This window comes from Xanthomonas sp. SHU 308 (assembly GCF_000364645.1).
In the GTDB taxonomy this organism is placed as follows: Bacteria; Pseudomonadota; Gammaproteobacteria; order Xanthomonadales; family Xanthomonadaceae; genus Xanthomonas_A; species Xanthomonas_A sontii.
Map to the genome: position 1 here is coordinate 1 of NZ_AQOK01000099.1, position 14,195 is coordinate 14,195.

Consider the following 14,195-nt stretch of genomic DNA (forward strand, 5'->3'; position numbering starts at 1 on the left):
CCCGCCGCCAGCGCGCCGTCGATCTCGTCGATCATCGCCTGCCGTTCCAGCTTGTGCGCCTCCACCTCGTGCAGGCGCAGCGCGAAGATCTCGGCGAACGCACGCAGCATGCCGATGTCGCGCTCGCCCAGGTCGTGCCGCGGCAGGAAACTGAAGCAGCACAACGTGCCGTAGATCCGCCCGCCCACCTGGATCGGCACGCTCATGTGCGAGCCGATCGGAATCTGCCACGTCGCCGGGATGCACTGCGCCGCCGGCACCAGGGAGGTATCCGGAATGAGTTGCGGCAACTCGCCCTGCACCACGCGCATGCAGTAGCCATCGGCGAACGGCAGGATCTGGCCTTCGTGGATCGGCCCGTCGGGCGGCCCGTCCACATGATCCAGCACGCGGTCGGTTTGCCGGAAGCGCGACAGGAACGCCACGTCCATGCCCAGGTGCAGGCGCACCACGCGCAGGCAGCGACGCAGTTCGCGGTCGCTGATCTCGCCCGACAGCAGCTCGAACAACGGATGAGGTTCTGGCAGATCCTCGGTCGACGCCATCCCGCTTCTCCCCTGAGAGCGTTGCGACCCGCGCGCCGCGCGCCGTGACGACGCGATCGAGCAGCGGGGAACCCCGGACCTTCCCCCGTTTGTCCAGCGGGCGACACGTCCTTGTCGTTCGACTGTAAGCCGTGGCGTACAGCGGCGAAAGCGCCGACTTGTTCAGGAATGTAGCTGTCTACGCCAGCGACCGCCTCGGCGACCCTCCGCCGCGAATTCAGCCAACGGACGAACGGCCAGCGGCGCCGGAGTGGTCAGGCATGGTGGCCGACGGCATGTCGGCGATGGAATGGGCGGCCTGCCTCGCGCATGCCGACGCTGCGACCAACCGGTGCACGCACGCCTGCCGGCGCGCGCGCCCAGCGCATCAGACGTAGACCATCAATCCCAGCAAATCCAGCGCGGCATGCGCCACGATCGCCGGCCACAGCCGCCCGGTGCGCGCCACCCACCACCCCAGGATCAGCCCGACCACCACGATGCCGATGGCGCCGACCGGGCCCTGATACAGGTGGTACGACGCACGGATCGCCACGCTCACGTTCACCGCGAACGCCGGACTATGCCGCCGCTCCAGCGCGCGGATCACGTAGGCGCAGACGAACACCTCCTCGAAGATCGGATTGAGCAGCGAGACCAGCACCACCACACCCGCCGACAGCGGCCCGGCCACCATCGCGTCCATCGACGGATTCACCTCGGCCGCCACGCTGTCGTTCAACAGATTCAACGGATAGGTCGCCACCAGACAGGCGGCCAACAGCGCCAGGCCAACGCCGATGTCGCGCGCCTGCCACTGCAGCCCCAGCGCCTGCGGCGACCAGCCGCGGAACCACAGCGTCGGCAGCAACAACGCCAGCACCAGCAACTCGTAGAACACCATGCCCCACAGGTTCGCGTCGGAAAACGACGGCTCCACCACCGGCGCCAGCACCGCCAGCGCACTCCAATAGATCGGCAACCCGAACGCGACTGCCGTGACCAGCAGCAGTTCACCCCAACTGAAAGAAGACGCGTCACGCTGTTTCATCGATGTCCTTGTCGTGCGTCGATTCCGGTTAGCCGACCTGTGCGGCGAACCGCCTGGACACAGGCCTGCTGGGCCACCTGCATGAAGTCGGGATCGGGGCGCACGCGTGGCGTCGTACCCTGCCGGCATGCCCCCTCACTGCGCCCCACAGTGATTCTCTGGCGGCGACGAAGCTGCAGCGAGCGCACTACCGCGCTGCCCTGTCGATCACATCGCAGCGGCTACGCAAGTCGGTCGTCAGTCCCACCACAGAAAGACGCTGCGCGACTGACGCATCTGCGCCGCCAGAGCCTCCACGCTCTCCACGCCCTGGTCCACTGTGTCCGGGCAGAACGCGTAGACCTCCCGCGCGAAGGCGTCCCAGTCCGGCGGTGGCGAACGGAGTTCGACCTCCAGCCAATCCTCGCCCGCACCGACCAGCACCAAACCGTAGCGCGCATCCCATGCACGATAGCGGACCATCACCGCCTCGTGGTCCATGTCGTAATTGACCGCATCGGGACGAACCACCGCCAGATACGCCGCGTCGTCCGCGCGCGTCACCACCACCTGATCGGGACCATAACCGAAGTGCTGGTCACGCAGGTACGCCTGGTAGCCAGATCCCCGCAGGCGCGTGCGTAAGCGCTCCATGACCGCACGCCCCTGCCGCGGGGCCGTGGTGACCACGATGCCCTCGGCCGGACGCGGCGCATACGTGTCGGTCTGCCCCACCCAGCGCACGATGGACGTTCCCTCCCCTCGCGCCAGCGCCGCGATCGCAAGCGGCACCTTCGCCGCCTGCGCAAGCGCCTGCTCCTCGTGCGTGAGCGCCACCTCGCGCACGCAGCCGGAGCAGAGCCACAGGCCCAGCAACATCATCCAGCGACGCCACATCATCGATCCCCTGCAAAGCGTATCGCGGAGCATGATCGCTTCTGGCGCACCGCTTCGCCACCCTGCCGATCGCACGTCCGCTACCACTGGCGCGTCGGGTACAGGCGTCGGCTGACAGCAGAAGAACGCCTCAGCCGCAACCAGGAAACAGAGAGGGGATGGCACTGGCACGCCGCATCGTACAGATCACCGCCCATCGCGCTGAACCCCACACCACTTACAGAGGCGGCAAACCGCATCCTCGTCCGGTACCTGGCCCGCTAGTCCCCTTGTCCGGAAGACTGCCGATACTTGTTGATCGCCACGTAGAGCGTCCTGGCGAGCGGACTGACATGTATCGGGTCGGTCTCCAGCGTCGGGGCATGGAACTGCAGCAAGATCAGTTCGCGCCAGCCCTGGCGCGCGGTCTCGCGATCCGGCGTTCCGAATTCGAGCCAGGCCTGCAGGATCTTGGGATCGTGTGGAAACTGCGCATATGCGCGCACCAGCAATGCCTTCCCCTCGTCGGAAAGAACCCCCTGGACGACCTCGCCGTGAATGCGGCTGATTGCGAAGTCCGCCTGGCCATAACGGCCCCAGCCAAGCATGTCGGTGTCCTTGAGCCCGGGATCCTTGAGGCTTTCCTGCAAGGAGGCGAGCACCTTCAATGCCGTGAGATCGCCAGCGACGGAGCGAATCCGCGCCTCCAGGGCATCGCGGTGCGCCGCCAACACGTCCTGTCTCGAGACGATCGACAGGTCGAGCGCGTTGACGAGCAGAAACTCGAACAACGCCGAGCTGTCCGGAAGCGGATCGGCCGCGACAGACAGCTTGCAGCTCGCCATCTGCGCCTTCCAGAGGTCACGCAGACGCTCCCCATCGGCTTCCGCACCGTTGCCGCCGGCAACTGCGGCCTCGGCTTCGAACACGGGGCGCAAGCAGGACATCGGCCCGGCAAGATCGCTACGCGGCACATGCGCCGCGGCATCGGCGATGACCCGCAGGACCCGGCCACGATCGGCTCCCGTCTTGAAGCGGATGGCATTGACCAGGGCCGCATCCAACTCCCGCGCGTCGCCAGTCCCTTTGAAGGCTTTCAGACGCTCGGCATGCGCCCGCAGCACCTCGGGTTGTCCCCAGACTTCCTGCAACAGATGCTCCAGATCCCCGTGGCGCGAGCGGGATCGCTCGAACATCGCAAAAGCGCGCTGATCCTGGCCAAGTTGCAGGTAGCAGTAGCCTGCCAGCATCGGCAAATGCCTTTCCAGCAAGCCGGCCTGATCGACCTTCTGCCAGGCATCGGCCGCTTCGGCGCATTCCTCGTGCCGCGTGTATTCAAGCGCCAGTTCCAGCAGCGCGTACGGATTGCCATCGCTCAACGCATAAGCACGCTGATGCCATTGAAAGGAGTACGCCGGATCAAGACGCCAGACTTTGTTCGCCAACGCGAACAATGCCAACCAATCCGTTTCGTCCACCGCACCGCGCAGGCGGGCCGCAGCGCGTTCCGGATCGCCATGCAGATAGTCCTCGGTCGCCGCGTCTTCCGCCAACTCAATCTGCCGGCCGATGGCGTGCAGACGCGTTTCATCCAACCGTTTCTCTTTGGCTGCCACAGGCGCGATGGTCGCCACCACCATCAGCCACAGCACGCACTGCCCCACCGCGCGGAGCACGCTGGCCGCCCCCATTTGCGCCTTCATCCTCGTTCCCCTGGGCGCACGAGCGCCTCTTCTTGCCGTTTATGTTAGCAACGCATTCCATGCCTCAACGCGCATCCCGCTTGCACCTTGGCGCTGATGCGCGTCAACGCTGCATCGGGGTATGTAAAACATGGCGATACGCTGTCTACATATTCCACCACACCACGACATGCGCCTGCTTGCAGGGAGTCAGCCGCTTAGGCAGGCTTTATGCACTCTTTGCCTTGCGCCTATAGATGAAACGCGCCCTCCTTGTTCTCTGCCTGCTCAGTCCCAGTGTTTGGGCCTGCGACACGCACCTCCCATTGTCGGGCATGGTCAGCGTCGCCACCTGCCCACCGGACAAAGGAACGAGAACGTGCGTGGCCTCCTGGGAAGCGCTTTCCCAGTACCTTGAGGCCATGCCGGACCACGATGACGATTTCACCATCGCCCTGCAGTCCAGTCCCTGGCGCATGTACGACGGCAACTGGCGCATCCTGACTCCCGAGGATCTTGCGGGCACTGTGCGCGCAACGCGCGAGAAGAAGCACAAGCGCGTCGAACTGGTCGGCTCATGGACTGGTGTTTCGCCAGCACCAGGCATCCCATCGCTGGCCGAGCGCCTGTCGAAGGCGCTGGGCGGATTTCCCGTCCAAGGAGAGAACGGCTTCCTGTGGATCTCCAAGGATGGTGCCCGCCGCACCACGCGCCAGGCATTCACCGGACGACAAGGGTCTGGCCCGTACTTCATCCCCGCTGGTGCCGAATTGTTCGTGCCGCTGGTGACCGGTTGGCAGGCACTTGGGCCGAAACAGGCGGAGGACGCGGACGCCGAGCAGCTATTGCAGTCCGGTGCTGCCTGGGACGTCATGTACCTGTGTCCTGAGAAGGCCCAGCAGAGCTTCGAACTCGCTGCGTCCAAGGGAAACGTGGTTGCTGCGTACAACGCCGCGCTGATGCGACTCGAACGTGGCGGCAACGGCAACCGGAGCGCCGCCATCGCGCTCCTCAAGCGAGCCGCTGCACAGGGAGATGCCAAATCGCAGGCGCGCCTGAAGATCGAACTTGCCAAGCGCTAGCCGTGGCAGTGGAACTCTACGCTGATTGGCGCTGTGCGCGTGCATTACAGCCGGATCATCGGCCCTGCCAGGAAGCTTGCGCGTTGATCGCCTTTCACTGAAGTCGGATCGCCCCCTAGCGAATCGGCCGCGGCAATTCCCCGATGCCCGCGGAGACTCCATCGCAGCAGCGCAAAGGCCGCTTTCGCTCATACAGCAAGCGGGCGTCGCCAGGCGACTCCATCGAGACGTTCTCGGAGCTAGACCTCAGCAAGGCCAATCCGCATCGCCAGCGCGCTAGTACAGAGAGTCCCGGGTACGCTGCGGCAATTCCCGGTCGTAGGTTTCGCCGTCGAACGCGCCATCGGCCAGATGCGCGTGCATGGTGCCGGGGCTGGGCAGGCGATCGCGCGGCAGGTGCCGCGTCGGATCCCACAGCTGCGACCGCACGATCGCCTTGGCGCAGTGGAAGTACACGGCCTCGATGTGCACCACGATCACGCTGCGCGGCAAGCGCTCGCCGACCGCGAACCGCGCCAGCAGATCCGGATCGACGCGGATCTCGGCACGGCCGTTCACACGCAAGGTTTCGCCGATACCGGGAATCAGGAACAACAGCGACAGCCGCGGATCCTGCAGCAGGTTACGCAGGGTATCGACGCGGTTGTTGCCCGGCCGATCCGGCAACGCCAGCGTGCGCGCATCCAGCACCTGCACGAACCCCGGCGCATCGCCGCGCGGCGAGCAGTCCAGACCTTCGGCGCCGGACGAAGCCAGCACCACGAACGGCGACGCGTGCACGAATGCCTGGTAGTCGGCATTCAAATGGTCGAGTTGCTTGCGTACGGCGCGCTCGGCGGGCTGGCCGTATAGGGCTTCGAGGGCATCGAGATTGGTGATGCGATGCGGTTCGGGCGGATCCTGCGGCGAGGTGGGCGATGCCGTCTCAATTGGCACGTCCGCCTTGGCTGCGCCGGTATTGGCGATCGCAGCAGCAAGCACGCTCTCATACAGGTGCAGACGCAGACGGAAATTGGCGCCCAACCAACTGACCATCCATAGCATGGCAGCGAACATCGCCAGAACTGACAACCACGCAGGCAAGGCCAGCAGATCGCGCCAGTTGCGCAAGACGACGAGCAGCGACAAGCACAGAGGTAGCAACCCCAGCTTATCCACACCGCCGACAAACAGACCAAGCTTGGCAGCTAGACGTTCCTGCGCCATCTTCGCGTAACGCAACTGATCCTCCAGCACGTCGCGTGGATAGAAAAGCAACCACTGAACTAGCTGGCGCAGTTCGCCGACATCATGATCGTGCTGCAATATCCACTGCCGGCGTGCATTGGAGAATTCGTAAATGATCAGCCAGACCGTGCGAATAAAATAAGGTGTAAAGGCGACGGTCAGCGCCAATCCCACCCGCGACAGGGTCACCATCCACAGCTGCGGCGCGAGCCAAATCAACAGCAGCGAAGGCAGCAGCGCGAGCATGGAACCCGCCCATCCCACCGCATTGAGCACCAGCATCCAGCGCGGCGTCGACAACGCAGACACCGGCCCTTCCGGCATGGCCTCGATCTTCTGCTCCAGTAGCGCGAATGTCAGCGGCGGCATGATGGCATTCATGACAGCGATCTCGTAAGGTTGAACGTGAAACACCGACTGCTACAGCACTACCATGTCATTTTTTATTGTGCCGACGGAGTTCTGCTGCGCCAGCAGGCTTTCCCCGCCTTAAGATGTGGACCTTAACTTCAACCTGGCGAATAGAATGCTTGAGCGAATCCGCGATCATTTGAGAGTTATTGCACCAGAAGTGGAGAAGGCACTGCTCCCGGCAGCCAACGAACTAGAGATCAAGGCGCTGCAATCAGCATTGGGGCGCCCATTGCCTGAGGATCTCTTGGCAGTCTATCGCGAAAGCGCAGGTTTGAATCCTGATGCCACAGCAAATTTCGCTCTAGGATTTTCTTTCATGGATGTGGCAACAGTGACTTTCGAGATCGAAAGAAGCTCCTGCGACGACGATGCAGGAGCTTCTGCCCAATTCGCGGACAAGGGAATCCGCCCTGTGCTGAAACTTGGAAAGGATCGTTTGGTGATTGGAAGCGACTTTTCCCAGTGCCGCCTTTGTGTTGACCTGTCGCCCGAAGAGAACGGGACCTATGGCCAGATCATATTTATAGATCAAGAATGGGGAGTAGCCCTTCTACTAGCGCGTTCGATGAATGAATTTCTTCAAAAATTCGAGCAGGACCTGTCCATGGGGAAATACAGTCTGGCGCAGGATGCTCTGGATGACGGCGTCCAGTGGCTAAGTGCGACAAGAGACATCGATGTTGGCAACTGGTACAACTCGCCAACTTGGTCGTATGTCGACCATCCCCACATTCGAAGGACATAGTTCAGCAACTTGCAGCGTTAGCAGATCGCCGCGCCAGGCGTTCAAACCTGGCGGCATTGCGGGCCGATCACCCGCACTTCGAATACCCACAATTCAAACAAGTCGCACACCCATCCATGATGACGAGCGCCTTGGTATTGCACTTGTGGCACATCGTGGCCGACGGCGGGAAACTCGCGCCGTCGCCGGTGACGGCGATGTCCTCTTCGTGGTCGGCGGTGGAGTCGGCGGACACCGCACCCTCATCCGCCCTGCGGGCACCTTCTCCCGCAGGAGAAGGAACCGCCTTGCTCACTTCACTGTTTTTTTTTGAGCGCTCTTCGTACTGCTTGCGCTTCTCGGCGATCAGCGCGCGCTGGTGGTCGCTCATTTCCGGGTCGTGCAGCAGGCCGATCGACTTCATGTGCTCTTCGACGATGCTGCCCAGTTCGGCGACCAGCGACGGCATGTACACGCCACCGGCCTTGAAGTAGCCGCCCTTGGGGTCGAACACGGCCTTCATCTCGTCGACCAGGAAGGTGACGTCGCCGCCCTTGCGGAACACGGCAGACATGATGCGGGTCAGCGCCACGATCCACTGGAAATGCTCCATGGACTTGGAGTTGACGAAGATCTCGAACGGGCGGCGCAGTTCGTGCTCGGTGCCGGCGTTGAGCACGATGTCGTTGAGGGTCACGTACATGGCGTGTTCCACCAACGGCGACTTGATCTTGTAGGTGCTGCCGATCAGCACGTCCGGGCGCTCGATGCGCTCGTGCATGTGGATGATGTTGTCCGCCACCGCTTCGGCCTCGGCGGTGGCACGGTCGATCGACGAGGCGGGCACCGCGGCGGCGGCGTCGCGCGCCTTGTCCTCGGGGGTGACGACGGCGTAGCCCTTGATTTTCTGGTCGATCTTGATGGCCATGAGGCGTGCGTTCCTGGAAGGCGGAGCGGGACGGGCGTGAGCCCGGCCTCTCTCCCGCGCACGGGAGAGAGGGTGCGACGGGACGGCTTACTTCTTGGCGCGGGTGGCCGCGGCCTTCTTGCCGGCGGCCTTGCGCACCGCGGTCTTCTTCACGGCGGCGCTCTTCTTGGCGACCTTGGCGGTGCTCTTCTTGACCGCCTTGGCGACCTTCTTCACCGCTTTCTTGGCGACGACCTTCTTCGCTGCAACCTTCTTCGCCGCTTTCTTCACTGCCTTCTTGGCAACGGCCTTCTTGGCGGCGACCTTCTTGACCGCCTTCTTCGGCGCGGCCTTCTTGGCGGTCACTTTCTTGGCGGGAGCCTTCTTCGCAACGGCCTTCTTGGCAGCGGCCTTCTTCGCCGGCGCCTTCTTCGCAGCCGCCTTCTTGGCGGTCTTCTTGCCGCCCTTGGTCAGCGCGGCCGCTTCGGCCTGGGCGCTGGCCTTGGCCGCTTCCAGCTTCTTGCGCGCGCTGGCGACGGTCTTCTTGACGGCCTTGCCGGCCTTCTCGGCGCGCTTGGCCACTGCCTTCTCGGCATTCTTCACCGCCTTGCGGGTCTTGGCGACCTGGTCCTGCACGCGCTTCTGCACGGTCTCGGCGGTCTGCTTGACCGTGGCGACGGCCTCGCTGGCGGTGGCGGCGATGGTCTCGCCGACGTTGGTGGCGGTTTCTTTCACGTTCTCGGCGACCTGCGTCAGCGTCGCCGTGACGCCATTCCCATTGCTCATAAAACCCTCCTCAGGGTGTCAGTGTTTATGTCACGCGGGCGATGCTATACCGATTGCAGCGAAGCGGGGAGCCGGAAACGGCGACATTCGGCGGACGGTGGGGAAGCGTTGGGGAAGCACGGCGTGCCGCGCTCCAGGGCTTCCACCGCCGCCCTCCCCTCCGCCGGCGCGAAGGGGAGACGGGACGGCGTCAGAACTTGCCGTAATACCCTTCTTTCAGCGCATCGAACAGGTTGGCGGCGGTGTGCATCTCGCCGTCGTATTCGATCTGTTCGTTGCCCTTGACCTCGACCACGCTGCCGTCTTCCAGCTCGAAGCGGTAGGTGGTGTTCTCCAGGTCCGCCTCCTTGACCAGCACGCCCTGGAAGGCGGCCGGGTTGAAGCGGAACGTGGTGCAGCCCTTCAGCCCCTGCTGGTGGGCGTAGCGGTAGATGTCCTTGAACTGCTCGTAGGGATAGTCGGTAGGGACGTTGGCGGTCTTGGAGATGGAGCTGTCCACCCACTTCTGCGCGGCGGCCTGCACGTCCACGTGTTCCTTGGGGTGGATGTCGTCGGCGGCGATGAAGTACTCCGGCAGGCGCGCGGCGGCGTCCTCGGCGAACGGCATCGCCTTGGCGTTGACCAGGTGGCGGTAGGCCAGCAGCTCGAAGGAGAACACGTCCACCTTCTCCTTGCTCTTCTTGCCCTCGCGGATCACGTTGCGGCTGTAGTGGTGGGCGAAGCTCGGCTCGATGCCGTTGGAGGCGTTGTTGGCCAGGCTCAGCGAGATGGTGCCGGTGGGGGCGATGGAGCTGTGGTGGGTGAAGCGCGCGCCCACCTCGGCCAGTTCCTCGACCAGCGCCGGCGCCACCTCGGCGATGCGCTGCATGTAGCGGCTGTACTTGGCGTGCAGCAGCCGGCCCTCGATGCGCTCACCGACGCGCCAGCCGTCGCGTGCCATCTCCGGGCGCTGTCGCAGCATCGCCGCGGTGACCTCGAAGGTTTCCTGCATGATCGGCGCCGGGCCCTTCTCCTTGGCCAGCGACAGCGCGGTCTCCCAGCCGGCCACGGCCATCTCGCGGGCGATGGACTCGGTGAACTCGCAGGACTCGGCGCTGCCGTACTTCATGCGCAGCATGGTCATGGTCGAGCCCAGGCCGAGGAAGCCCATGCCGTGACGGCGCTTGCGCATGATCTCGTCGCGCTGCTGCTGCAGCGGCAGGCCGTTGACCTCGACCACGTTGTCGAGCATGCGGGTGAACACCCGCACCACTTCCTTGTATTCCTCCCAGTCGAAGCGGGCGCGCTCGGTGAACGGCTCGCGCACGAAGGTGGTGAGGTTGATCGAGCCGAGCAGGCAGGCGCCGTAGGGCGGCAATGGTTGCTCGCCGCAATTGTGGGCGTGCAGGCCGTTGCCGTCGAAGGTGTTGATGCCAGGGACCTGCACGTCGTAGACGTCTTCGATGCCATCGGCGGCCACCGACTGCACGGTCGCCACGAAACGCTCGCGGTTCAACTGGCGACGGTAGCCGGACAGCAGCGCCTTGAGGCGGTTGGCCTTGGCGGTGTCGGCAAAGCCCACCCGTTGGGCGAAGGCATCGAGGTTGTCGCCGCTGACGACCAGTTCGTGCTGCGCCTTGGTGGCGTAGGCACGCGTGCCGCCGTGCCCGTCGGGCAGCAACGCGGTGCCGGCGGGGCGCCGGTCGCGGTAGATCTGCGAGGCGATGCCCAGCCGCAACAGCATGCGCTGCGCTGCCTCCAGCCGCGCCAGGTCCGACTGTGCCAGGCGCACGCTGACGCCCTTCTCCTGGCTGCCCTGCACCGAGCCGTCGGTGTCGAACAGGCCACGCAGGAAGCCGCGATGGAAATCGCTGGAGGTCTTCTCGACGGCCGGGGTGATCGCCTTGTCGCCCGGACGCAGGCCCAGCTCCAGGGCCAGATCGCGCAAGGCGGCCGACTTCAGGCGGTACTCGCCACGGTCGCGCACCTCGCTCCAGCCGGCGAAGTCGGCACGGTGCGGCAGGCTGCGCGCGCAGCGCAGGGCTTCGTCCATCAGCGCCACCGGTGCCAGCGGCGCCGCATTGACGGCGGCGGCCTGCGGCCAGACGGACAACACGGCGGCGTCCTGCTTGAGCGTGCCGTCGCCCACCAGCATGCCGAGGAGGAAACCCTCCTCATAGCTGCGTGCGCCGCCCCACTCCGCACCGGCACGGTGATTGTTGAGCAGCACCCGGTCGCCTGCGACCAGTTGGTCCGCCTGGCACCATTGGGTGTCCAGCGACCAGCGGGTCTGGCGCACCACGCGCCGCACGCGGTGGTCCGCGGTCAGGCGCAGCGCGTAACCTTCCTGCGTCTGCAGTCGCACCACCTGCTTGTGCGCGGTCTTGAAGAAGCCCTCCGCACCGGTGGCATGGTCGCCGCCATCGACCCGCGCCAGGAACGGCGTTCCCAGCAGATCGGCGACCTGACGCGGCCCCTCGGCGGTCTGCACCCAGGTGTCGGCGGTCACGCAAGGATTGGTCGCGCGGATGTTCTCGCACCACCAGTTGTTGTTCATTTCGTTGACGCGGTCGATCAGGATGAAACCCGGCTCGGCGTAGTCGTAGGTGGAGACCATGATCATGTCCCACAGGTGGCGGGCGCGGATGTGCCCGTACACCTTGCACGCGACCAGGCCGTCGTCGCGCACGATGTAGTCCTTGTGGGTGGGCCAGTCGCGCCAGACCACGGCGCTGGCGTCGGCCAGGTCGACGTCGGCCTCTTCCTTGCGGTTCACCGGGAACACCAGCGGCCAGTCGGCGTCCTGCTCCACCGCCTGCATGAAGCCGTCGGTGATCAGCAGCGACAGGTTGAACTGGCGCAGGCGCCCGTCCTCGCGCTTGGCGCGGATGAAGTCCTTCACGTCCGGGTGGGACACGTCGAAGGTGCCCATCTGCGCGCCGCGGCGGCCGCCGGCCGAGGACACGGTGAAGCACATCTTGTCGAAGATATCCATGAACGACATCGGCCCGGAGGTGTAGGCGCCGGCGCCGGCCACGAACGCGCCGCGCGGGCGCAGCGTGCTGAACTCGTAGCCGATGCCGCAGCCGGCCTTGAGGGTCAGCCCGGCCTCGTGGACCTTCTCCAGGATGCCGTCCATCGAGTCGGTGATGGTGCCCGACACGGTGCAGTTGATGGTGCTGGTGGCCGGCTTGTGTTCCTGCGCGCCGGCATTGGAGGTGATGCGCCCGGCCGGGATCGCGCCGCGGCGCAGCGCCCAGGCGAAGCGCTCGAACCAATAGGCGCGCTGCTCCTCGCCGACCTCGGCATCGGCCAGCGCCCGCGCCACGCGCAGGTAGGTGCCGTCGATGTCGGCATCCAGCGGCTCGCCCTGCTTGGTCTTGAGCCGATACTTCTTGTCCCAGATGTCCTGCGACGCCGGCTGCATCGGGATGGGGTCGTGCTTGGATCCGGTCTGGACGACTTCCAGGCGCACCGTACTCATTCTGCTGTGTTCTCCTCGAACCTGTCCCGATGGGGCGGATGGGTGGTCATCCGCCGTGTGTCTTGTCTCTATCGCACTTGCGCTGCATGGCAGCGACGGCCGCGGCAGCGCACGCGGCGCCTGCTCTCGACCGACCGAAATTCCCCGAATTCGCGACGTCCCCTGTCACCGTCCCGTCATGCACCGCCGAGCGCGCCCCTGGATGTGAAGTCCTGGTGAAGAAAGCCCTAGTTCTAGTGCCGTACCGAATCGATACCGCTACATGTAGTGGCTAATGCAAGCGTGAACGCTAACGCCGGGCAGGCCGACTGTCAACGTCGTCGCGCGCCGATCACATGCCGTCGAGCGGCTGTGGCCGCAGGGTGCCGCGGCGGCCTTGCGCAGGCGGCGCCGGAGCGCTTTCACTGGCGGTTAAACGCCGCGCGTTCATCTTGATTTACGCGCACGCGCGCCCATCTGCCCCACGTCTCCCGCGCTCCCCGGAAACCGACCCCATGCGACCGCTGCCCACGCTGCTGACCCTGACCGCCGCCGCTGCCTTCGGCGGTTTCGCCGCCACCGCGATCAATGCGCAACTGGACAACCGCGCCGAGGCCGCGCCGGTCGCGGCGCCGCCGCTGTCCGGGGCCGCGCGCATGCCGTCCGCGGTGGCCGGCGAGCCGCTGCCGTCGCTGGCGCCGATGCTGCAGAAAGTGATGCCGGCGGTGGTGAGCATCAACACCAAACAGGTGGTGCGGGTACGCAATCCATTCTTCAATGACCCGATCCTGCGCCGCCTGTTCCCGGATATCCCGCAGGAGCGCATCAACGAGTCGCTGGGTTCGGGCGTGATCATCGATGCGAAGAACGGCTACGTGCTGACCAACCACCACGTGGTGGAGAACGCCGACGACGTGCAGGTGACCCTGGCCGACGGGCGCAGCTTCAAGGCCGAGTTCATGGGCTCGGACGCGGACACCGACATCGCGCTGATCCGGATCAAGGCCGACAACCTCACCGAGATCGGCCTGGGCGACAGCGACAAGCTGCGCGTGGGCGATTTCGTCGCCGCCATCGGCAACCCGTTCGGCTTCACCCAGACCGTCACCTCCGGCATCGTCTCGGCGATGGGCCGCAACGGCATCCGCGGCCTGGGCTACCAGAACTTCATCCAGACCGACGCCTCGATCAACCCGGGCAACTCCGGTGGCGCGCTGGTGGACCTGCGCGGCGAACTGGTCGGCATCAACACCGCCAGCTTCAACCCGCAGGGCAGCATGGCCGGCAACATCGGCCTGGGCCTGGCGATCCCGTCGAACCTGGCGCGCGCGGTGGTCGACCAGTTGATCAAGAACAACGGGGTGATGATCCGCGGCACCTTCGGCATCGAGACGCAGAACCTGACCACGCAGATGGCGCAGGGCCTGGGCCTGTCGGCGCCGCGCGGGGCGCTGGTGACGCGGGTGCTGGCCGGCTCGGCGGCCGCGGCCGCCGGGCTGCA

Annotated in this window: 11 protein-coding genes; 3 read left to right on the top strand and 8 right to left on the bottom strand. The window is 65.2% G+C overall.

The window, feature by feature from the left end; translation table 11 throughout:
* The 4 genes from D588_RS0104535 to D588_RS0104550 all read right to left on the bottom strand — a co-directional run.
* On the bottom strand, window positions 1-545 hold a 545-nt coding region (locus D588_RS0104535; RefSeq protein WP_026143377.1), incomplete at its 3' end, for a GAF domain-containing protein.
* Window positions 546-912: 367 nt separating this feature from the next.
* The gene (locus tag D588_RS0104540) at window positions 913-1,575 is read right to left on the bottom strand and encodes a CPBP family intramembrane glutamic endopeptidase (protein ID WP_043083418.1); all 663 of its coding nucleotides are present in this window, start codon (window positions 1,573-1,575) and stop codon (window positions 913-915) included.
* Window positions 1,576-1,812: 237 nt separating this feature from the next.
* Window positions 1,813-2,484 carry a DUF4253 domain-containing protein gene (locus D588_RS26075; protein WP_081613477.1) on the bottom strand — a complete coding sequence of 224 codons (672 nt, stop codon included), beginning with the start codon at window positions 2,482-2,484 and terminating at the stop codon, window positions 1,813-1,815.
* A gap of 227 nt (window positions 2,485-2,711) precedes the next feature.
* Complete coding sequence (locus tag D588_RS0104550; RefSeq protein WP_017915134.1) at window positions 2,712-4,133, bottom strand: hypothetical protein; 1,422 nt, start codon at window positions 4,131-4,133, stop codon at window positions 2,712-2,714.
* Window positions 4,134-4,495: 362 nt separating this feature from the next.
* Here D588_RS0104550 and D588_RS0104555 point away from each other — a divergent pair, with 362 nt between their 5' ends.
* Window positions 4,496-5,194 (top strand): hypothetical protein, encoded by a 699-nt coding sequence (locus D588_RS0104555; RefSeq protein WP_157836414.1) that lies wholly within the window; start codon window positions 4,496-4,498, stop codon window positions 5,192-5,194.
* A 276-nt stretch (window positions 5,195-5,470) separates the two neighbouring features.
* Here D588_RS0104555 and D588_RS28375 read toward each other — a convergent pair whose 3' ends face one another.
* A complete protein-coding gene (locus D588_RS28375; RefSeq protein ID WP_017915136.1) occupies window positions 5,471-6,802 on the bottom strand; it encodes a pyridoxamine 5'-phosphate oxidase family protein in 1,332 nt (443 codons plus the stop codon).
* 145 nt (window positions 6,803-6,947) lie between these two features.
* Between D588_RS28375 and D588_RS26380 the strand changes: the two genes are divergently transcribed.
* Window positions 6,948-7,580: an SMI1/KNR4 family protein gene (locus tag D588_RS26380; protein WP_157836415.1), complete on the top strand. Its 633-nt coding sequence runs from the start codon at window positions 6,948-6,950 to the stop codon at window positions 7,578-7,580.
* 67 nt (window positions 7,581-7,647) lie between these two features.
* Here the strand turns inward: D588_RS26380 and D588_RS0104565 are convergent, their stop codons facing one another.
* The 3 genes from D588_RS0104565 to D588_RS0104575 form a co-directional block, all read right to left on the bottom strand.
* The gene (locus tag D588_RS0104565; RefSeq protein ID WP_017915137.1) at window positions 7,648-8,487 is read right to left on the bottom strand and encodes an NrdJb; all 840 of its coding nucleotides are present in this window, start codon (window positions 8,485-8,487) and stop codon (window positions 7,648-7,650) included.
* An 87-nt stretch (window positions 8,488-8,574) separates the two neighbouring features.
* Window positions 8,575-9,252, bottom strand: coding sequence for a hypothetical protein (locus D588_RS0104570; protein WP_017915138.1), 678 nt, complete (start codon window positions 9,250-9,252; stop codon window positions 8,575-8,577).
* A 190-nt stretch (window positions 9,253-9,442) separates the two neighbouring features.
* Window positions 9,443-12,715, bottom strand: coding sequence for an LAGLIDADG family homing endonuclease (locus D588_RS0104575; protein ID WP_017915139.1), 3,273 nt, complete (start codon window positions 12,713-12,715; stop codon window positions 9,443-9,445).
* Window positions 12,716-13,209: 494 nt separating this feature from the next.
* On the opposite strand from D588_RS0104575, the gene D588_RS0104580 reads away from it, so the two are divergent.
* The coding region (locus D588_RS0104580) for a trypsin-like peptidase domain-containing protein (protein WP_017915140.1) at window positions 13,210-14,195 on the top strand (986 nt) is incomplete at its 3' end.